Source organism: Streptomyces sp. NPDC014006, from assembly GCF_043088925.1.
Classification (GTDB): Bacteria; Actinomycetota; Actinomycetes; order Streptomycetales; family Streptomycetaceae; genus Streptomyces.
In genome coordinates, this window is the sequence record NZ_JBICAJ010000012.1 from 58,618 (window position 1) to 79,395 (window position 20,778).

The window sequence follows — 20,778 nt, forward strand, 5'->3', positions numbered from 1 at the left end:
AGCGGCCGGGTGTCGTCCCGCTGCGGTGAGACGGGCGGGTTCCGTCAACCCGCGGTGAAGTGGGCGGGTCGCCATCCGCCGTAGTGAAGGGGGCGGGTTCCCTCGACCCGCTGTGAAGCGGGCGGGCTCCCCCAGCCGGCTGTGAGGCGGCCGGGGCGTCCTCACGCCGCCGTGAAATGAACCGGGGTGTCTTGTGCGCCGCGTCAAGCGGCGGGCCTCTCCACCCCCGCCGCGCAGCGGCCGGGCTCGTCACGCCGCGATGAAGGGGCCGGGGTGGCTCCACGCCGTGGTGAAGCGGGCGGGCTTCTCCGCCCTGCGATGCCGCGGCCGGGCGTCGTGACCTCGCCGTGAAAGGACCCCCGGTCGTCATCACCGGGGTGAAGCAGCACGTTTCCTCACCCCGCCGCGTCTTCCTCACCCCGCCGCGCCTCCGCGCCCCGCTCGCCGCCGAGCGGGCGGCGCGCAGCCGCGCTCCCGGCGCCACTGGATCGTCACGGCAGGAATTCTAGCGACGCTAGTCGATCTGCCGGAGCTCGTGTTAGCGTCGCTCTTGTTCCTAGCGTTGCTAGAAAACCATCACGGGGGACCCCATGACCGTCACCGCCTACAGCCTGGCCGTTCTGCTCGACCTGTTCTGCCTGTTCCTCGGATACCGCTTCTGGTTCCAGCCCGCCCCCGCCGCTGCCGGCTACGGCGTCCCGGCCGACCCGCGCGGCGACGCCCGCGCCTACCTGTCGGTCAAGGGACTCAGGGACGGCACCTTCGGACTGCTGGGCCTCACCCTGCTCGCCTTCGTGGGAGCCCGCGCCGAGGCCTGGTTCATGGCCTGCGTGGCACTCGTCCCGTTCCTCGACACGCTGATCGTGCTGCGCAACGGCGGCACGAAAGCCGTCGCTTTCGGGATCCACTTCGCCACCGCGTGCGTTGTACTGATCAGTGCCGGACTGCTCTTCGCGGTCTGACCGCAGTGGTGACGCGGTCCGACCGCGGAGAAACGAGGGGGATACGTCATGTCGCTTTTCGTACCGAAGTTCGACGAGACCGTGCTGGTCCGGGACGCCGAGGCGGAAGTGGTCGGCGGCGACCCCGTCGCCGTCAAGCTGCTGGCCGACAGCAGCGCCAGCGGCGGCGCGCTGTCCACCGTGCGCGTGACGCTCGCTGAGGGCGCCGACGGCGCCAAGCCGCACGTGCACCACCACTCCGCGGAGATGTTCTACCTGCTCGAGGGCGCCGCCGACGTCCTGTCCGGCGACGACGTCGTCACCGCCGAGCGCGGCGACCTGATCATCGTCCCGCCGGACCGCCCGCACGCCTTCGCCGCCGTCCCCGGAGCCTCGGCGGACCTGCTGATCGTCATCACCCCGGGCGTCGAGCGCTTCGAGTACTTCCGCCACTTGCAGCGCATCCGGCTCGGCGAGGCCGCCCCGGAGAGCCTCCTCGACGTACAGGAGCTGTACGACAATCACTTCCTGCGCAGCGAGGCCTGGGAGAAGCGCCGCGGCTGACCCCGGACCGGGCCGCCCGTGAGGCCCCCGGCAAACCGTTTAACAGGCACGGGCCCCTGCCCCATAGGATTGGGCACTGGCGTCACATTTCCGCCTGCCGCACGACGCCTGGCACGCACGCTCGCCGCGTTGCCGAACCGCCCACGTGGCTCCGCCACGAGGGCGCTCCGGCGCCTTGCGATCGCACGCACCAAACGCCGCGCGGCCCGCCCCTCGGCCGGACGGCGGAAATGAGACGCCAGCCCCCGGCCCGAACCACACACACTCACCCCAGAGGATCGCTGCATGCCTGGCATCACGCGCGAGGAGGTCGCCCACCTCGCCCGGCTGGCGCGTCTGGAGCTGAAGCCCGAAGAGCTCGACCACTTCGCGGGACAGCTGGACGACATCATCGGCGCGGTGGCCCGCGTCAGCGAGGTCGCCGACCAAGACGTACCGCCGACCTCGCACCCGCTCCCGCTGACCAACGTCATGCGGCCGGACGAGGTCCGTCCCTCGCTCACCCCCGAGCAGGCGCTCTCCGGCGCCCCCGCCCAGGAGCAGCAGCGTTTCAAGGTGCCGCAGATCCTGGGGGAGGAGTGACCACCATGACGGACCACATCATCAAGCTCACGGCCGCGCAGATCGCCGAGAAGATCGCCTCCGGCGAACTCACGGCCGTCCAGGTCACCGAGGCCCACCTGGCCCGGATCGAGGCCGTCGACGAGAAGGTGCACGCCTTCCTGCACATCGACCGCGAGGGCGCGCTCGCCCAGGCGCGTGCCGTGGACGCCAAGCGCGAGCGCGGCGAGAAGCTCGGCCCGCTGGCCGGCGTCCCGCTCGCGCTGAAGGACATCTTCACCACCGAGGGCGTGCCCACGACCGTCGGCTCGAAGATCCTCGAGGGCTGGATCCCGCCGTACGACGCGACCGTCACGCGCAAGCTGAAGGCCGCCGACGTCGTCATCCTCGGCAAGACCAACATGGACGAGTTCGCCATGGGGTCCTCCACCGAGAACAGCGCCTACGGCCCGACCGGCAACCCGTGGGACCTCACCAAGATCCCCGGCGGCTCCGGCGGCGGTTCCTCCGCCGCGCTCGCCGCCTTCGAGGCCCCGCTGGCCATCGGCACCGACACCGGCGGCTCCATCCGCCAGCCGGCCGCCGTCACCGGCACGGTCGGCGTGAAGCCGACCTACGGCGCGGTCTCCCGTTACGGCATGGTCGCCTTCTCCTCCTCCCTCGATCAGGGCGGTCCCTGCGCCCGCACGGTCCTGGACGCGGCCCTGCTGCACGAGGTGATCGCCGGCCACGACCCGCTGGACTCCACCTCCATCGACGCCCCGGTCCCGCCGGTCGTCGAGGCCGCCCGCAGCGGCAGCGTCGAGGGCATGCGCGTCGGCGTCGTCAAGCAGTTCCGCGGCGAGGGCTACCAGGCCGGCGTCATCCAGCGCTTCGACGAGTCCGTCGCGCTGCTCAAGAAGCTGGGCGCCGAGATCGTCGAGCTGGACTGCCCGTCCTTCGACCTCGCGCTGTCGGCGTACTACCTGATCGCGCCGTCCGAGTGCTCCTCGAACCTGGCCCGCTTCGACGGCCTGCGCTACGGCCTGCGCACCGGCGACGACGGCAGCCACTCGGCGGAGGAGGTCACCTCCTTCACCCGCGAGGCCGGCTTCGGCCCCGAGGTCAAGCGCCGCATCATGCTCGGCACGTACGCCCTTTCGAGCGGCTACTACGACGCGTACTACGGCTCCGCGCAGAAGGTCCGCACGCTGATCAAGCAGGACTTCGACACGGCCTTCGAGCAGGTCGACGTGATCGTCTCCCCGACGACCCCGACCACCGCCTTCGCGATCGGCGAGCGCGCCGACGACCCGATGGCGATGTACCTCGCGGACCTGTGCACCATCCCGACCAACCTGGCGGGCAACGCGGCCATGTCCCTGCCCTGCGGTCTCGCCCCGGAGGACAATCTCCCGGTCGGCCTGCAGATCATCGCCCCGGTGATGAAGGACGAGCGCCTGTACAAGGTGGGCGCCGCCGTCGAGGCCGCCTTCGTGGAAAAGTGGGGGCACCCGCTCCTGGAGGAGGCTCCGTCGCTGTGAGCAAGCTGTCCAAGGCCAAGGACTTCAAGAAGTCCAAGTCCGGTACGTACCTGTCGATGGCCACCACCGCGTTCGGCGCGCTCGGTGTCGCCAAGCAGATCAAGAAGGCCCGCGCCGAGCAGGACACGCTGCGGCTGATCGACGCCACCGTCTCCGCGGTCGCGATCGTCACCGGCCTCGCCATCCTGTACCGCGAGCTGAAGCGACTGGGCGACGACGACGTCCTGCTGGGCTGAGAGGGAAGTTTCACCGTGACCACCACGACCGACCTGGTGTCGTACGAGGACGCACTCGCGTCGTACGACCCCGTCATGGGCCTCGAGGTCCATGTCGAACTCGGCACCAAGACCAAGATGTTCTGCGGCTGCTCGACCTCGCTCGGCGCCGACCCGAACAGCCAGACCTGCCCGGTCTGCCTCGGTCTGCCCGGCGCGCTCCCGGTCGTCAACGCGACCGGCGTCGAGTCCGCCATCAAGATCGGCCTCGCGCTGAACTGCGAGATTGCCGAATGGTGCCGATTCGCCCGGAAGAACTACTTCTATCCGGACATGCCGAAGAACTTCCAGACCTCCCAGTACGACGAGCCGATCGCCTTCAACGGCTACCTCGACGTGCAGCTGGAGGACGGCGAGACCTTCCGCGTGGAGATCGAGCGCGCCCACATGGAGGAGGACACCGGCAAGTCGACGCACGTCGGCGGCGCCACCGGCCGTATCCACGGCGCGTCCCACTCCCTGCTGGACTACAACCGCGCCGGCATCCCGCTCATCGAGATCGTCACCAAGCCGATCGTCGGCGCCGGCGACCGCGCGCCCGAGGTGGCGAAGGCGTACGTCCGTGAGCTGCGTGAGGTCATCCGTGCCCTCGGCGTGTCCGAGGCCCGCATGGAGATGGGCCAGATGCGCTGCGACGTGAACCTGTCGCTGCGCCCCAACGGCACCGAGAAGTTCGGCACCCGCAGCGAGACCAAGAACGTCAACTCGCTGCGCTCGGTGGAGCGTGCGGCCCGGTTCGAGATCATGCGCCACGCGGCCGTGCTCTCCTCCGGCGGCACGATCATCCAGGAGACCCGCCACTTCCACGAGGACACCGGGTCCACGACCTCGGGCCGCGTGAAGGAGGAGGCCGAGGACTACCGGTACTTCCCGGAGCCCGACCTGGTGCCGGTCGCGCCCTCCCGCGAGTGGGTCGAGGAGATCCGCGCGGCCCTGCCCGAGATGCCGCTGGCCCGCCGCACCCGCCTGCTCACCGAGTGGGGCATCTCCGCCACCGACATGCAGGCGATCCTCAACGCCGGTGCGCTGGACCTGATCGTCGCCACCATCGACGCCGGCGCCGACGCGGCCTCCGCCCGCAAGTGGTGGATGGGTGAGCTGGCCCGCAGCGCCAACGAGTCCGGCACCTCGCTGGACGAGCTGGCGATCACGCCGCAGCAGGTGGCCCGGGTGACCGAGCTGGTCGCCAAGGGCGACCTGAACGACAAGCTGGCCCGCCAGGTCATCGAGGGCGTCCTCGCCGGCGAGGGCACGCCGGACGAGGTCGTCGACAAGCGCGGCCTGAAGGTCGTCTCCGACGAGGGTGCGCTCACCGCCGCCGTCGAGGAGGCCATCGCCGGCAACCCGGCCATCGCGGACAAGATCCGCGGCGGCAAGGTGGCCGCCGCCGGCGCCCTGGTCGGCGCCGTCATGAAGGCCACGCGCGGCCAGGCCGACGCGGCCCGCGTCAAGGAGCTGATCCTCGACAAGCTGGGCGTCAGCGAGGGCTGAGCACCACCCACGCGCACGGCAGGCCCCGGGGACACGGTCCCCGGGGCCTGCCGCATGTGAGTGACGCCACAGCAGGTGACAGAGTTCCGACGATTGTCCTGTGACCTGACTCCCAACAGCTGTGAACAAGGCCACGAAAGCCGCAAACGATCATTTCCACCTGTAAGAGTGACTAGGCATTGCTCATGCGTTCTTTGCGGGCTGTTCGGTTGATGGACCACTGTTCCCAGTCAAAGATCCACAATTCAGTCACTCTGGGAGCAGGTACGTGGCAGCCCTTGCACGCTGGTGTGTTCGACGGCGCCTGATCGCCGTTCTGCTGTGGCTCCTCGCCTTCGGCGGGGTCACCGCTGCCGCCGCCGTGGCCGGCTCCGCCTACTCCAACGACTACGACGTCCCCGGCACCCAGGCCGGCCACGCCGCCGAGCTGCTTGCAGAGGGCTTCCCCGGCATGAGCGGCGACAGCGACACCGTCGTCTGGCACACCACGTCCGGCACCGTCCGCGCCGCCGACGTGGAGCAGACCATGACCCGCACGCTGGAGAAGATCGACGACCTGCCCGGCGTGGTGGCAGTCAGCGGCCCGTACAGCGGCCAGGGCGCGGGCCGGATCAGCGCCGACGGGCACACCGCCTACGCCACCGTGACCTTCGCCGACACCGTCGAGCACCTCACCGCCGCCGAGGCACAGACCGTGGTGCACACCGCCAAGGCCGCCGAGGGCGACGGGCTCCAGGTGGAGCTGGGCGGGAGCGCCATCGGGCTGACCAAGACGTCCGGCGGACACCTGGCCGAGGTCGTCGGCGTGGCCGTCGCCGCGCTCGTGCTCCTCCTCGCCTTCGGCTCGCTCGCCGCCTCGCTGCTGCCCATCGCCACCGCCCTGATCGGGGTCGGCACCGCCTACGCTGGGATCGAACTGCTCGGGCACGCCATGACCGTCGCCGACTTCGCGCCCATGCTCGGCATGCTCATCGGGCTCGGCGTCGGGATCGACTACGCGCTGTTCATCGTCACCCGCCACCGACGCGGACTCAAACGCGGGCTGAGCGTCACCGAGGCCGCCACCAACGCCGTCGCCACCACCGGACGCGCCGTCGTCTTCGCGGGTGCGACCGTGTGTATCGCCCTGCTCGGCATGCTCATCCTGCGGCTGAGCTTCCTCAACGGCGTCGCCATCGCCGCCTCGCTGACCGTCGTGCTCACCGTCGCCGCCTCCGTCACCCTGCTGCCCGCCCTGCTGTCGTTCATCGGCATGCGCGCTCTCAGCCGCCGCGAACGGCGCAGGCTGACCGAGCACGGGCCGCAGCCGGAGCTGCCGACCGGGCTCGCGGCCCGCTGGTCGGCGTTCGTCGAGCGCCACCCCAAGAAGCTCGGCGGCCTCGCCGTCGCCGTCATCGCCCTGCTCGCGCTGCCCACGCTCTCTCTCCACCTCGGCACCTCCGACCAGGGCAACGACCCGCAGACCACGACCACCCGCAAGGCCTACGACCTCCTCGCGGACGGCTTCGGGCCGGGCGTCAACGGCCCGCTCACCCTGGTGACGCGCGTAGACGGCGCCCAGGACAGACTCGCCCTCGACAATCTCGACACCACCGTGCGCGGTACCCGCGGTGTCGCCTCAGTTACCCCGGTGACCTACGGCCCCGGCGGCGACACCGCGTACCTCACCGTCGTCCCCGAGTCCGCGCCGCAGTCGCAGGCCACCAGCGACCTCGTCGACCGGCTGCGCACCGACGTGCTGCCCCGCGCCGAGGCCGGCACCTCCCTCGACGTGTACGTCGGCGGAGTCACGGCCTCCTACGACGACTTCGCCGGCGTCATCGTCGGCAAGCTGCCCCTCTTCGTCGGCGTGGTCATCGGCCTGGGCTGTCTGCTGCTCCTGCTCGCCTTCCGGTCCGTCGGCATCCCGCTCAAGGCGGCCGTGATGAACATCGCCGCCGTCGCCGCCGCGTTCGGCGTCGTCGTCACGATCTTCCAGTGGGGCTGGGGCAGCGAACTGCTCGGACTGGGCCGCGCGGGCCCCGTCGAGCCCTTCCTCCCCGTGATCATGGTCTCGGTCCTCTTCGGGCTCTCCATGGACTACCAGGTCTTCCTGGTCAGCCGGATGTACGAGGAGTGGCTGGAGACCGGCGACAACCGGCGCGCCATACGCATAGGGCTCGCCGAGACCAGCCGGGTGATCAACTCCGCGGCGGTCATCATGATCTCCGTCTTCCTCTCCTTCGTCCTCAGCGGCGACCGGGTCATCGCCATGTTCGGCATAGCGCTGGCCTCCGCCGTCGCCCTGGACGCCTTCGTCCTGCGCACCCTGCTGGTGCCCGCCCTGATGCACCTGCTCGGCGCCGCAAACTGGTGGCTGCCGCGGAGCCTGGACCGCGTCCTGCCCCGCATCAGCATCGAGCCGCCCGAGTGCCGCGCCGCCCATGAGAGGCTGGCCGCTGCGACGGACGCCGAGGTGGCGGACGTACTGGCGAAGGAGCGGCAGCAGGATGTACGCGATATCCCTGGGTGACGACGGAGCCCGGCTGCGGCCGCTGGAGCCCTGGCACGCCGAGGAGTTCCTGGCGCACCTGGAGCGGGGACGCGCGTTCATCAATCAGTACGTTCCCTTCGGGTCCAAGGCCGTCGACATCCCCACGGCGCGCGAGGCACTCCAGCGCTACGCCGACATGCGCGCCGCCGGCACCGCCTCGCTGCACGGGCTGTGGCTGGACGGCACGCTCGTCGGCGGCGTGCTCACGCTGAACTTCGACGCCGAGAACGGCACCTGCGAGGTCGGCTGCTGGCTGGAACCGGCGGCGACCGGGCGCGGGCTGATCACCCGGGCGATGCGGGTGCTCATCGACTGGGCCGTCGAGGAGCGCGGCATTTACCGCGTCGAGTGGGTCGCCTCCGCCGGCAACGTTCCCAGCATCAACGTCGCCCGCCGCCTCGGCATGACCCGCGACGGGGTGCGGCGCGCGGCCTACCTCCACCACGGCGAACGGCACGACCTGGAGGTCTGGTCGGTGCTCGCCCCCGAATGGCGCGCGGCACGCGCGTGACGCGCGCCGACGGCCGGTGACGATCATTAAGGCGCCTCTCAGACTCCGTCCGTACGGTGCGGAACATGGCTACCAAGACTGAGCACGAGGCCGCGGCGACGCCGGCCGACGAGGCGACCGAGACCGATAAGGAGACGCAGACCGACCACGAGACGCGGACCGAGCAGGAGACGCCCGCAGCGCAAGCGCGGGAAGCCGAGCAGCAGGAAGGCGGTCCCTCCGGGGTCGGTCAGGGCGCCGGCGCCGTCGTCGCCGCCGCCCTGGGCGTCGTCTCGCTCACCGGCGGCTGGACGGGCACCGTGGCCTCCGCGCGCGAGTCGCTCATCGGCCAGCTGCACACCTCGTCGTCCTCGAGCGTCGCGACGATGGTCAAGGAGGGCTACGGCGACGCCTGGCAGGCCACCGCGCTGTGGGCCGGCCTGTTCGCGCTGGCGGCGCTGGTCGTGGGCGTGGTCGTGCTCGCCCGGCCCGCGTTCGGCGCCCCCGGCCGGCCGCAGGCGCCGTGGATCAAGTCGGTCGCCTGGGCGGGTGTCTCGCTCGGCGTGATCGGTCTGCTCCTGGCGGTCCTGAAGTACACGGACGTACTCCTGGGCCTGCCCGCCACGAGCTGACGCCGTCGGTGGTCTTAGGACCACCGCAGTGCCTTACGGCGGCCCTGAGTCCCCTTGCCCGCGTCTAAGGCCCCGCGCGGCGCGCAAGATGCGGAACTCTCCCGATGTGGCGGACCCCCCTGGGAGACGAGAGTTGAGGCATCGCAGAAAGCGAAGCACCGACTCTCTTCCCGCAGGGGGACCACATGTACGAGTACGACGTCCAGCAGGCCCGAGCCGCCGAGCTGATCCGCCGGGCCGACCAGGAGCGCCTGGCCCGAGAGGCCGTACGCGCCGGCCGCGCCGCCCGCCGTGATGCCGCCGCACGCACCAGCGAGGCCGAGGCGCATACCGGCCGCCCGCGCCGCCGCTGGTCCACCCGGGCCGCGTGAGCGGCCCGACGCCGGGTGCGGGGAACGGCCGTACGGGGGTCGGCCGCCCGCACCCGGCGAGACCCACGCCGACAGATCCGCCCAGCGCCACCGACACCGGCCTCCCGACGGGGCCGGTGTCCGGCTTTTCGGCGGCGAAGGGGGCGGAGCCCCCGGGGCCGGCGGTTCGGGCGTCCGGACCGGTCCCGGTGGCCGGGCGCATCGGGGACCCCCGGTCGCCGGCCGAGGACCCGGCGGGCCCCTCTGCCGGCGCGGCCGCCGCCGCGTCGACCGGTCGTGGCGGCCCGGCGGCCGATCTGCCCCCGGCGAAAACCGGTGCCCCGTTGTCAGGGCCCCGTGCGATGCTCTCCGGCGTGGAGACCAGGTCCGTCAGTCCGGTGTTCGTCGGTCGTGCCGACGAGTTGGAGACGTTGCACGAGGCGCTCGCCCGCGCCGCCACGGGCGAGCCGCAGGCGTTGCTCATCGCGGGGGAGGCAGGCGTCGGCAAGACACGGCTGGTGGAGGAGTTCGCCACTGCCGCCTGCCGGCAGGGCGCCGTCGTCGCGCTCGGCGGCTGCGTCGAGATCGGCGCCGACGGCCTGCCGTTCGCCCCGTTCTCGGCCGCCCTGCGCGCCCTGCGCCGCGAACTGCCCGCCGACGTCGCCGCAGCGGCCGCAGGCCAGGAGGACGAACTGGCCCGTCTGCTGCCCGAGCTGGGCGAGACCAGCCCCGGCCGGCACGACGAGGAGGGCATGGCCCGCCTCTTCGAACTCACCGCCCGCCTGCTCCAGCAGATCGCCGCCGAGCGGACCGTCGTCGTCGCCCTGGAGGACCTGCACTGGGCCGACGCCTCCACCCGCCACCTCCTCGCCTACCTGCTGCGCACCCTGCGCTCCGGCCGCCTCGTCGTCCTCGGCACCTACCGCTCCGACGACATCCACCGCCGCCACCCCCTGCGCCCCCTCCTCGCCGAACTCGACCGGCTGCGCACCGTCCACCGCCTCGACATCGCCCGCTTCACCCGCGAGGAGGTCTGCCGCCAGGTCGCCGGCATCATCGCCGGTGAACCCGACCCCGACCAGGTCGACGACATCTTCGAACGCTCCGACGGCAACGCCTTCTTCGTCGAGGAACTCGCCGTCGCCGCCCACGCGGGCTGCTGTACCGGCCTCACGGACACCCTGCGCGACCTGCTCCTGGTCCGCGTCGAGGCGCTGCCCGAGAGCGCCCAGCGGGTCGTCCGGGTCGTCGCCGAAGGCGGCTCCACCGTCGAGTACCGGCTGATCGCCGCCGTCGCCTCCCTCGCTGAGGACGACCTCATCGAGGCCCTGCGCGCCGCCGTCAACGCCAGCATCCTCATCCCCAACCCTGCCGGCGACGGCTATCGCTTCCGCCACTCCCTGGTCCGCGAAGCCGTCAGCGACGACCTGCTGCCCGGCGAGCGCTCCCGCCTCAACCGCCGTTACGCCGAGGCCCTGGAGAGCGACCCCACCCTCGTCCCGGCCGACCAGCGCGTCATGCGCCTGGCCAGCTACTGGTACCACGCACACGACCCCGCCAAGGCGCTGCCCGCCGTCCTGGACGCCTCGGTCACCGCCCGCCGCCGGCACGCCTACAGCGAGCAACTCGGCCTGCTGGAACGCGCGATGGAGCTGTGGGACGCCGTCCCCGAGGACGTACGGGCGCGCCTGCGGCCGCACGACCACGCCGAGGCCTATCCGGCCTGCGGCTGCGACACCGCCACCACGCCCCTGCGCTACCTCGACCTGATGGCCGAAGCGGCCGTGGCCGGACGCCTCTCCATGGAACGCGAACGAGCCCTGAAGATCACCAAGCGGGCGCTGCGACTGCTGGAGGACGACCCCGACCCGCTGCGCGCCGCCTGGTTCTGGAGCCAGCGCTCCCGCCTGGTGCAGTCCCTCGCCCGCGGCGACGGCTGGGCCGAACTGGCCACCGCGCAGGAGCTGGTGCGCGGCCTGCCGCCGTCCACCGTGCACGCCGAGGTGCTCACCGCCGTCGCCGGCTGGTCGATGCTGCACCAGCCGGGCGCCGAGGCGCTCGCGGCCGCGGAGAGGGCGGTGGAGTACGCGCGCATGGTGGACGCCCGTTCCATCGAGCTGAACGCCCGGCTGACCCTCGGCGGGCTCATGGTCGACTCCGGTGCCGTCGACGAAGGCCTCGCCGAGATGCGCCAGGTCATGGAGCAGGCGATCCAGGAGGGCGTACCGCCCGTCGCCGGCCGCGCGTACATCAACCTGCCCTCCGAGCTGGAGTCGGTCGGCCGCTCCCGGGAAGCCGCCGCCGTCCTGCGCGAAGGAACCGCCTACGCCCGCAAGTTCGGGCTGCTCGACTCCGAGTCGTGGGTGTGGGGCAACCTCTCCGACTCGCTGTACTCGCTGGGGGAGTGGGACGGCGCCGCGCAGGCCGCGGAGAACGCCCTGCGCCGCGGGCAGAGCGCCAAGCCGCAGGGCACGGGCGCGCTGTGTCTGGCCCACCTCGCCCTCGCCCGAGGCGATCTGGCCGAGTCGGAACGCCAACTGAACGCCTCGCGTGAGCACTTCGGCTCACACGACCCGATGCCCCAGCAGCGGCTGCCGCTGGCCCGCATCGCCGTCGGCGTGGCCGCCGCCCAGGGCCGCCTCCTCGACGCCCGCGCGGAACTGGAGCGCGCCCTGGACGCCGGGACACCGCCCGGCACCCACCGCTACGCCTGGCCCCTGCTGGTGGCGGCCGCCACCGCCGAAGCGGACGCGCTCACCTCGCCCACGGCCGAGCAGGACCGCGAGCGGATCCTCGCCCGCATCCTCCGGACCGTCAAGCAGCTCACCACGGCCGCCCCGATCTGGCACGCCCACGAGCAGTGGGTCCGCGCCGAAGTGCTGCGCGCGGAGGGCCGGGCCACCCCCGGCACCTGGTCACCGGTCGTCACCGCCTTCGAGGCCCTGGAACGCCCCTACGACCTCGCCCGCGTCCGCCACCGCCTCGCCGAAGCCCTTATCACCGTCGGCGGCGACGACGAGCGGGCCCGCGCCACCGAATTGCTCCGCCTGTCCCACGCCGTCGCCGACCACCTGGGAGCCCGCCCGCTGGCCGACGCCACCGCCCTGATCGCCCGCCGCGCCCGGCTGCCCCTGACCGGCCCCGCACAGCCCGACCCGGCCGCCGCCGACCCGGCCGAGGCCCTCGGCCTCACCATCCGCGAACGGGACGTGCTGCGCCTGGTCTCCGCCGGCCGCACCAACCGCCAGATAGCCGAGGAGCTGTTCATCTCCCCGAAGACCGCCAGCGTCCATGTGTCCAACATCCTGGCCAAGCTGGGCGTCTCCGGCCGCGGTGAGGCGGCGGCCGTGGCCCACCGGCTGGGCCTGTACACCGAGGCTCTCCCTGTGCGGGCCGCACGCTGAGACGTAGGGTGGAGGGAACCGGCAGCGGGGAGGGGCGATGTTCAACGTCTTCGAGGAAGTGTTCGCGCCCGGCCGCAAGCACACCCGCGACGAGCAGAACCGGCTGGAACTGACCCGGGAGGACGTCGGCGACGGCGACCCCGGGCGTGGCCCGATAGACCTGGCGTCCGGCAAGGTGGTCGTACGCCCGCCGGGCCCGGAGCAGGACGAGGACGACCCCCCGGAGTGAGCGCCCTCAGCGGACCCGCACCTCCAGGATCCGGTCGTCCCCGCTCTTCGGCTCACCACGTCCGTCGGTGTTGCTGGTACTGACCCAGAGCCTGTCCCCACCGGCCGCGACCACCGTGCGCAGCCGCCCGTACTCGCCCCGCAGGAAGTCCTGCGGCGCGGCGGACGCCTGCGTGCCCCTGAGGGGAATCCGCCACAACCGCTGCCCCTTGAGCGAGGCCATCCACACACAGCCGCCGGCGTAGGCGATACCGCTGGGCGAGGCGTCGTCCGTGTGCCACTGAGCGACCGGATCGACGTACGCGCTGTCACCGGACCGCCCCTCGGCATCCGGCCACCCGTAATTGCCACCGGGCTTGATCGCATTCAGCTCGTCCCAGGTGTCCTGCCCGAACTCCGAGGCGAACAGCCGCTGCTTGCCGTCCCAGGCGAGCCCCTGCACGTTCCGGTGCCCGTAGGAGTACACGGGGGAGTCCGGGAACGGGTTCCCCGGCGCTGGTTCGCCCTCCGGCGTGAGCCGCAGGATCTTCCCGCCGAGCGACTTCCAGTCCTGCGCGAGCCCCCGCTCCCCGGTCTCGCCCGTGCCGGCGTACAGCATCCGGTCCGGTCCGAAGGCGATCCGTCCGCCGTTGTGGATCACGCCCTTGGGAATGCCCTTGAACACCGTGTCGGGAGCGCCCAGCTGCTCGCCCGCCGGCTTCCGGGCGTCGTAGATCATGCGGGCGATGCGGTTGTCCGAGGCGGAGGTGAAGTACGCGTAGATCATGTGGTCCGAGGCGTAGTCCGGGGACAGCGCGATGCCCAGCAGCCCGCCCTCGCCGTCCGCCGCGACTCCGGACACCTCTCCCAGCTCGGTCTTCTTCCCCGTCTTGTCGTCGACACGGATGATCGTGCCCTTGTCCCGCGACGCCACCAGCAGGCCACCGTCCGGCAGCGGAGCGAGCCCCCACGGCGAGTCCAGTCCGGTCGCGACGGTACGCACCACCGTCACGGTGCCCTTCGCCGCCGGAGCGGACTCCGTGGGTGACACGGAAGCCGTCGGCGACGCCGCACGACTCGCCGAGGCGCCGGCCCGCTCCGGCGATCCCCCGCCGGAGGAACACCCGGCCGCCACCACGAGCACGACCGTGCCCAACAGAGCCACCCCAACTCGCCGCCGCCGCACGCTCCGCTCCCTTCACCGCCCCCTAGTTCATACGCCCCCCGCCCCTCCAAGGTTCCCGCCCCCCAAACCCGACGCACGGCATGGGCTGCGCACCCGGCGCCGTGGCCGGCCGGGGGTGGGACGCGCAGCCCGTCGCTGACGGGTGCCTCCCCCAAGCTCTTCGAGCAGGGGGGACCCCCAGCCCACCGGTGCCGCCCCAGGCGGCACGACCGTCCGCGGCTTGGCAGGACCGGACTGCCCGCCCGCGGCCGCGCGGGGTGGCTGGACGAGCCGTCCGCTCGCAGCCGCGCAGGTTGGCGCCTGCCCGGTGTGGCGGCCCGCCGCCAAGCCGACGACGGCCGGCAGCCGCGTACGGCGGGAAGGGGACGGGGTGGGGGTCTCCGCCCGCAGCGGCCGGCACCGGCACACCGAGCGCTCGTCGGGAACGGGCGGCCGGACCGAGGACGGACACACCCCACCCGGCCCCGACCCACAACGCACCGCAGGCGCGACACCAGCCACCCACCGCACCGCAACGGGCCGCAGGCACAAAAGGGGCGCGGGGTGTATTCAACATGCGGCTCCGCCGCGTGGGCGCGACCAGCCACAACGCACCCCGCAGACGAACGACGACCTCAGTCCCAAGACCCCCGCGCCCCCGGCAACCCCCCCAACTCCCGCAAATCCGCGGAGCGCAACCGCACGCCCACCGCCCCCGCGTTCTCCGAAACCCACCGCTCCCGCTTGGCCCCGGGCACCGGCACCACATGCCGCCCCTGCGCCAACACCCACGCCAACGCCACCTGCGCAGGCGTCACGGACGACCCGTGCCGCCGCGCCACCCGCCGCAGCCCCGCGACAATCGGCTGGTTCGCCGCCATCATCTCCGCCGTGAACCGCGGATGCCGCGCCCGCATGTCGTCCGGCTCGAACCCCTCACCCGGCGTCAACGTGCCGGTCAGGAACCCGTTCCCCAACGGCATCGCCGCCAGGAAACCCACCCCCCGCGCCTCACACCACGGCAGCAGCGTCCGCGCCGCCTCCGGCGACCACACCGACAGCTCCGCCTCGACCGTACTCACCGGAAAAACCTGCTGCACCCGCTGCAACTGCCGCAGCGTCCCCTCGTACAGCCCGCGCCGCCCCCCGGCCCGCCGCCCGCCGCGCACCCCCACCGCGCACAGCCCCAGCGCCCGCACCTTCCCGGCCTGCACCAGCTCCGCCATCGCGCCCCACGTCTCCTCGACGGGCACCTCGGGGTCGGCACGATGCAACTGGTAAAGATCGATCACATCCGTCTGCAGCCGCCGCAGCGACGCGTCACACGCCCGCTTCACATACCCCGGCCGCCCGTTCGCCACGATGTGCTGATCACCCACCAGCAGCCCGACCTTCGTCGACACGAACGCGTCCGCCCGCCGCTCCTTCAGCACCCGCCCCAGGAGCAACTCGTTGGTGAACGGCCCGTACATGTCCGCGGTGTCCAGCAGCGTCGAGCCCAGATCGAGCGCCCGGTGCACCGCTCTGAGCGACTCGTCGCCCCGTTGCCGAGACCGGCTGTACGCCCAGCTCATCGGCATGCACCCGAGTCCGACGGCTCCCACGGAGAGTGCCGCCGCCCCGATCGTCCTGCGCTCCACCTGCTCGTGACCCTCCCTCTCCTGGCGTCCCAACCTAACCTCTGCACCTGCGAGGACCTGACATAGCCTCCACTCATGACTGCTGACGTGACCGCCGATGTGTGGCTGCCCCTCCCACCCGACGAGATCGAGGGCCTTCCCGCGGGCCCGACGTACCGTTTCTGGAACGGTGAGCCGGAGTTCCCCGCCGACCCGGCCGACTGCGCCTTCTACGTCGTGCCGTACATGAAGCCGAGCGGCGTCGGCGTGCGCCCGCTGCCCGAGATGCGCGGTGTCCAGGTCGTCCAGACGCTCTCCGCCGGCATCGACCACGTCCAGCCCGGTCTGCGCCACCTCCGCCCCGGCGTCCGCCTGTGCAACGCCCGCGGCGTGCACGAGGCGAGCACCGCCGAACTGACCCTGACCCTCATCCTGTCCTCCCTGCGCGGCATCCCCGACTTCGTGAAGGCGCAGGAACGAGGCGAGTGGCTCGGCGGTTTCCGTCCCGCCCTCGCCGACAAGACCGTCCTCATCGTCGGCTACGGCTCGATCGGCGCCGCGATCGAGGACCGGCTCGCGCCGTTCGAGCTCGCGCGGGTGGTGCGCGTCGCACGCTCCGCGCGCACCACGGAGCGCGGCCTTGTGCACCCGCTCACCGATCTGCCCGCCCTGCTGCCCGAGGCGGACGTCGTCGTGCTGTCCACCCCGCTCACCGACGCCACCCGGCATCTCGTCGACGGCGAGTTCCTGGCTCGGATGAAGGACGGCGCCCTGCTCGTCAACGTCGCGCGCGGCCCCGTCGTCGACACCAAGGCGCTGCTCGCCGAACTGGAGAGCGGCCGTGTCACCGCCGCCCTGGACGTCACCGACCCCGAGCCGCTGCCGCGCGATCACCCCCTGTGGCGTGCACCCGGCGTGCTCATCAGCCCGCATGTCGGAGGCCCCACGTCCGCCTTCCTGCCGCGCGCCGAGCGGCTGCTCGTCGACCAGTTGACCCGTTTCGTGAACCGCGAGCCGCTGCGCAACGTGATCCTCACGACGGGGGAGGACGGCGGCGCGTAACCCGGTCGAGGAGCCGCACGGCAATCGCCGGGTCCGGTTCGGGTACCCTCCGCAGTCTCCCGGATGCGGCCCGTACCCGCGTTCCCGCTGGTCGTCACGGAGCGTAGAGGAACTATGTCCCTGAGTGACGAGACTGGTGTATCGTCCCGACAGGGGCTGCGCCGCGCGCCGTTCGGCGCCGGGGAGGACATCTCAGAGTTGTGAGGGGGGCGACGGGCGATGTACGGCCTTTGGACCGACGATCCGACGCTGTCGGACCGCCGACGACGACCCTGGCGCACGGCGGCACGCGCACGCGGCCACCACGCCGGCCACAGCGCGCACAAGAGCCGAACCGGCCACATCGGCCAACATCACGGCGGCCATCCGCACCACAGCGGTCAGGGCCACGGCGGTCAGGGCCACGGCGGTCACCCGGCCCACGGCAGCCGGCGCAGCCACCGCAGCCACCACAGTCAGCACACCCCGCACTCCCGCAGGCCCGGCGCGCGCAGGAGGAACGCCCACCCGCCGCACCGGGACCCCAGGGACCCGGGAACCGCGCGGACCGGGAGGCCACGGTGAGCTCGTCCCCGTCCTCCGTGACCACCCTGGACGGCGCGCTGCGGACGCCGCCGTCCGTCTCTGCGCCGCTGCCGCGCCCGCCGGCCGGTGACGGCCGGCGCAACCTCGTCCACCAGCTGCTCCTGGCCCTCGTCTGCGCGGCCTACGCCGTCGGCTCCTCGTTCGACTGGGGCTCGCGGGAAGTCGCTCTGATCATGGGCGACTTCGGGCTCGCCGTCGCAGCGGGCGCCGCGTCGGTCTCCTGCTTCTTCTACGCGCGCATCCGCCGGGTCTGCTTCCGCCCCGCCTGGATGCTGTTCGCCGTCTCCTCGGCCATGGCGGCCCTCGGCAACGGCGTCTGGGGCTGGTACGAGGTCGTGCTGGACCGGCCAGTTCCCAGCCCGTCCATCGCCGACCTGTTCTTCCTGTGCTTCGCGCCGCCCGCGATCGTCGGCCTGCTGGTGCTGGCCACGCGGCCGGTGACGAAGGCCGGTTGGGTGTGCCTGGCGCTGGACGCCTGGCTGATCGCCGGCTCGCTGCTCACGCTGGCCTGGAGCCTCGCGCTCGCCCAGGCGGCGAAGTTCGACGGCCCCAGCGTCGCCCACGCCGCCCTGTCGCTGGCCTACCCGCTGCTGGACATCGCGCTGGTCAGCATGGTGCTCGTCCTGCACTTCCGGCGTTCGGCGGTGAACCGCACGGCCGTCAACACAGCGATCGGGGCGCTCGCCCTCACGGTGATGTGCGACGCGCTGTTCACCTCGCCGCTGCTGCACAACAGCTACCGCTCGGGCCAACTGCTCGACGCGGGCTGGTTCGCGGGCTCGCTGCTGCTCGCCTACGCCCCCTGGGCCGCGCCCCGGCACCCGCGCGTGGGCCCCGCCCGCGGGCACACACGCGTGGTGCACGAGCACCTGCCCGGCGGCCGGCGCGGCGAGCCCCACCACCCCGAAAACCGGCACGGCGAGCACCTCCGCCCCGAAATCCCACGCGGCGAGAACCCGCACATCGAAAGCCCACGCGGCGAGCACCACCGCCCCGAAATCCCACGCGGTGACCATCACACCGGCGGCCGGCGCGGCGGTCACCACCCGGTGCCCGAGCCCCATGCGCCCGCCTCCACGGCGACGGCCCCCGTCCCCGCCGCCACGCCGCCCGCGCAGGGACCCGCCCCGGCCGGCGACTCCGGCCGGTACCCGGCCACCCGGCCCATCACCGGCTCCCTCGCCGCCCTCACGCCGTACCTGGCCGCCGCGGTCTGCACGCTGGGGATCCTCTACAACGTCCTCAACGGCCACAGCGTCTCGCGCGTGGTGCTGCTGACCGGCGGCACGGTCGTGCTCGCGCTCGTGGTCCGCCAGGGCATCATGCTGCTGGACAACATCACCCTCACCCAGGAACTGGCGCAGAAGGAGAACCACTTCCGCTCCCTGGTGCAGGGCTCCAGCGACGTCATCATGATCGCCGCGCCCAGCGGCGTCCTGCGCTACGTCTCCCCGGCCGCCGCCGGCGTCTACGGATGCCCCGCCGAGGACCTCGTGGGGACGGAACTGGCCAACCTGATCCACCCCGAGGACCTGGGGTGCGTCGTGCACGAGGTGCGCCGCTTCCTCGCCGCCAACCCGCAGGAGGAACCCACCACCCGCATCGAGTGCCGCTTCCGCTCCGGCGACGGCGGCTGGCTCAACGTCGAGTCGACCGTCAACCGGCACCAGGGCGGCCTGATCTTCAACAGCCGGGACGTGACCGAAAGAGTGCGGCTGCAGGCGCAGCTCCAGCACAACGCCGAGCACGACCCGCTCACCGACCTGCCCAACCGCTCGCTGTTCACCCGGCGTGTGCAGCAGGCGCTGTCCGGCCGCCGGGCCAGCGACCGCGGGCTCGCGCTGCACAACACCGCGGTGCTCTTCATCGACCTCGACGGCTTCAAGGCCGTCAACGACACCATCGGCCACCAGGCCGGCGACGAGCTGCTCGTGCAGGCCGCCCGCAGACTGCAGGACGCCGTCCGGCAGGGGGACACCGCGTCCCGGCTCGGCGGCGACGAGTTCGCGGCGCTGATCGCCGGCGACAACACCCGCGACCGCACGGAGCGAGAGCGTCACATCCTGGAGCTCGCCGACCGCCTCAGGCTCACGCTCTCGCAGCCGTACGAGATCGGCGGCAACGACGTCCGGGTCGCCGCCTCCATCGGTGTCGCCTTCGCCGAACCGGGCCTCGGCGCGGGTGAGCTGCTGCGCAACGCCGATCTCGCGATGTACCGCGCCAAAGCGGGGGGCAAGGGCCGGGTCGAGCTGTACCGGCCGCAGATGCAGCACGACGTCGTGCGCAAGGCGGAGCTGGCCGGCCGGCTCAGGGCGGCGCTGCACGACGGCGAGTTCTGTCTGCTGCACCAGCCGGTGGTGCAGCTGGAGGACGGCCGGATCACGGCGGTGTCCGCGCAGGCGCGCTGGCGTTCCTCGCAGGGCGTGCTGTTCACACCCGCCGAGTTCCTGCGGGTCGCGGAGGACAGCGACAAGACCGCGGAGCTGGGCCGCTGGATGCTCCAGGAGGCCGTCGAGCAGGCCGCCGAGCGCACCGGTTCCGGCCGCGCCGTACCGGTGGCCGTACGGGTCTCGGCGCGGCGGCTGCTGGACCGGTCGATGCCGCCCGGCTCGATCGAGGCCCTGCTGACCCGGCACGGGCTGCCCTCCAGGGCCCTGGTGATCGAGCTGGCCGATCTGGACCCGCGGGTGCCGCTGGATGAGCTGGAGCGGCGTCTGGCGGCCCTCAGACGGCTCGGTGTGCGCATCGCCCTTGATGGGTTCGGCAGCGGCTACGCGGCGATCACGGCGCTTCGGCGCCTGCCCGTCGACGTACTGAAGCTGGACCGAAGCCTGGTCGAAGGGATCGTGGAGTCCGCCCGTCTGCACAAGATCACCGGCGGGCTGCTGCGGATCGCCGCCGACCTGGGACTGCCGTCCGTCGCCGAGGGCGTGGACCTGCCCGAACAGGTCGTCGCCCTGCGCGCGATGGGCTGCACCCACGGCCAGGGCATGGCCTTCGCCGGACCGCTCGACGAGTACCGGCTGCGCAGAGCGCTCACTTCCGGCCACTGCCCGGTGCCGCAGGGCCCCGCCGAGCCGGCGCTCGCGGGCGGATATCGCGCAGGTGTTCCTGCCGTTCTGGGAGGCAGGACGACTTTGCGCTCACATGATGAGACTCCCGTCCCACCCACTTGACACCGGGTGTGTGCCGGGGGGAGGGTCAGTGCCATGCGCACCCGAATTCTCGTACTTGGACAGCGCGTCGGCTGACGCTGAGCCCCGATCGCTCAGCGACCTCCACCCGGCGCGCTCCCCTCGCTTGCCTTACGGCACGAGGGGTTTTTTGTTGCACAGGCAGCAATCAGGCTTCGCCCAAACTTCGCTAAAACCCTCAG

The 20,778-nt window shown here is 72.3% G+C and carries 16 protein-coding genes; 14 read left to right on the top strand and 2 right to left on the bottom strand.

All coding sequences use genetic code 11. The features are described 5' to 3' along the window. The first annotated feature begins 590 nt into the window (after positions 1-590). The 12 genes from ACF1GV_RS32985 (at position 591) to ACF1GV_RS33040 (ending at position 12,993) form a co-directional block, all read left to right on the top strand. Positions 591-962: a DUF4267 domain-containing protein gene (locus ACF1GV_RS32985; RefSeq protein WP_391688194.1), complete on the top strand. Its 372-nt coding sequence runs from the start codon at positions 591-593 to the stop codon at positions 960-962. A gap of 48 nt (positions 963-1,010) precedes the next feature. Next, complete coding sequence (locus tag ACF1GV_RS32990; protein ID WP_391688196.1) at positions 1,011-1,505, top strand: cupin domain-containing protein; 495 nt, start codon at positions 1,011-1,013, stop codon at positions 1,503-1,505. 285 nt (positions 1,506-1,790) lie between these two features. Further along, on the top strand, positions 1,791-2,087 hold the full coding sequence (gatC, locus tag ACF1GV_RS32995; protein WP_004925108.1) for an Asp-tRNA(Asn)/Glu-tRNA(Gln) amidotransferase subunit GatC: 297 nt from the start codon (positions 1,791-1,793) through the stop codon (positions 2,085-2,087). A 5-nt stretch (positions 2,088-2,092) separates the two neighbouring features. Continuing rightward, the gene (gene gatA / locus ACF1GV_RS33000) at positions 2,093-3,589 is read left to right on the top strand and encodes an Asp-tRNA(Asn)/Glu-tRNA(Gln) amidotransferase subunit GatA (RefSeq protein ID WP_391688199.1); all 1,497 of its coding nucleotides are present in this window, start codon (positions 2,093-2,095) and stop codon (positions 3,587-3,589) included. Continuing rightward, positions 3,586-3,825, top strand: a complete 240-nt coding sequence (locus ACF1GV_RS33005; RefSeq protein WP_103782893.1) for a hypothetical protein — start codon at positions 3,586-3,588, stop codon at positions 3,823-3,825. The genes gatA and ACF1GV_RS33005 overlap by 4 nt, the downstream gene beginning before the upstream one ends. 15 nt (positions 3,826-3,840) lie before the next feature. Continuing rightward, positions 3,841-5,355: an Asp-tRNA(Asn)/Glu-tRNA(Gln) amidotransferase subunit GatB gene (gene gatB / locus ACF1GV_RS33010; protein ID WP_391688202.1), complete on the top strand. Its 1,515-nt coding sequence runs from the start codon at positions 3,841-3,843 to the stop codon at positions 5,353-5,355. Between the two features lie 268 nt (positions 5,356-5,623). Beyond that, positions 5,624-7,867, top strand: coding sequence for an MMPL family transporter (locus tag ACF1GV_RS33015; RefSeq protein WP_391688205.1), 2,244 nt, complete (start codon positions 5,624-5,626; stop codon positions 7,865-7,867). After that, positions 7,845-8,399 carry a GNAT family N-acetyltransferase gene (locus tag ACF1GV_RS33020; RefSeq protein ID WP_391688208.1) on the top strand — a complete coding sequence of 185 codons (555 nt, stop codon included), beginning with the start codon at positions 7,845-7,847 and terminating at the stop codon, positions 8,397-8,399. Before ACF1GV_RS33015 ends, ACF1GV_RS33020 begins: the two co-directional genes overlap by 23 nt. A gap of 65 nt (positions 8,400-8,464) precedes the next feature. Beyond that, complete coding sequence (locus ACF1GV_RS33025; protein WP_391688211.1) at positions 8,465-9,010, top strand: hypothetical protein; 546 nt, start codon at positions 8,465-8,467, stop codon at positions 9,008-9,010. 185 nt (positions 9,011-9,195) lie between these two features. Beyond that, entirely contained in the window at positions 9,196-9,381 is a 186-nt protein-coding gene (locus ACF1GV_RS33030) for a hypothetical protein (RefSeq protein ID WP_391688214.1), read from the top strand. A 341-nt stretch (positions 9,382-9,722) separates the two neighbouring features. Continuing rightward, positions 9,723-12,764 carry an AAA family ATPase gene (locus ACF1GV_RS33035; protein ID WP_391688699.1) on the top strand — a complete coding sequence of 1,014 codons (3,042 nt, stop codon included), beginning with the start codon at positions 9,723-9,725 and terminating at the stop codon, positions 12,762-12,764. A gap of 37 nt (positions 12,765-12,801) precedes the next feature. Continuing rightward, positions 12,802-12,993, top strand: coding sequence for a DUF6191 domain-containing protein (locus ACF1GV_RS33040; protein ID WP_363262305.1), 192 nt, complete (start codon positions 12,802-12,804; stop codon positions 12,991-12,993). Positions 12,994-12,999: 6 nt separating this feature from the next. On the opposite strand, the gene ACF1GV_RS33045 is transcribed toward ACF1GV_RS33040, so the two are convergent. Both ACF1GV_RS33045 and ACF1GV_RS33050 read right to left on the bottom strand, forming a co-directional pair. Then, positions 13,000-14,136, bottom strand: coding sequence for a PQQ-dependent sugar dehydrogenase (locus ACF1GV_RS33045; RefSeq protein ID WP_391688218.1), 1,137 nt, complete (start codon positions 14,134-14,136; stop codon positions 13,000-13,002). Between the two features lie 635 nt (positions 14,137-14,771). Further along, entirely contained in the window at positions 14,772-15,776 is a 1,005-nt protein-coding gene (locus tag ACF1GV_RS33050) for an aldo/keto reductase (RefSeq protein ID WP_391688221.1), read from the bottom strand. A gap of 75 nt (positions 15,777-15,851) precedes the next feature. On the opposite strand from ACF1GV_RS33050, the gene ACF1GV_RS33055 reads away from it, so the two are divergent. Then, a complete protein-coding gene (locus tag ACF1GV_RS33055; protein ID WP_391688224.1) occupies positions 15,852-16,817 on the top strand; it encodes a 2-hydroxyacid dehydrogenase in 966 nt (321 codons plus the stop codon). A 560-nt stretch (positions 16,818-17,377) separates the two neighbouring features. Then, positions 17,378-20,578 (top strand): putative bifunctional diguanylate cyclase/phosphodiesterase, encoded by a 3,201-nt coding sequence (locus tag ACF1GV_RS33060; RefSeq protein ID WP_391688227.1) that lies wholly within the window; start codon positions 17,378-17,380, stop codon positions 20,576-20,578. The last annotated feature ends 200 nt before the right edge of the window (positions 20,579-20,778 follow it).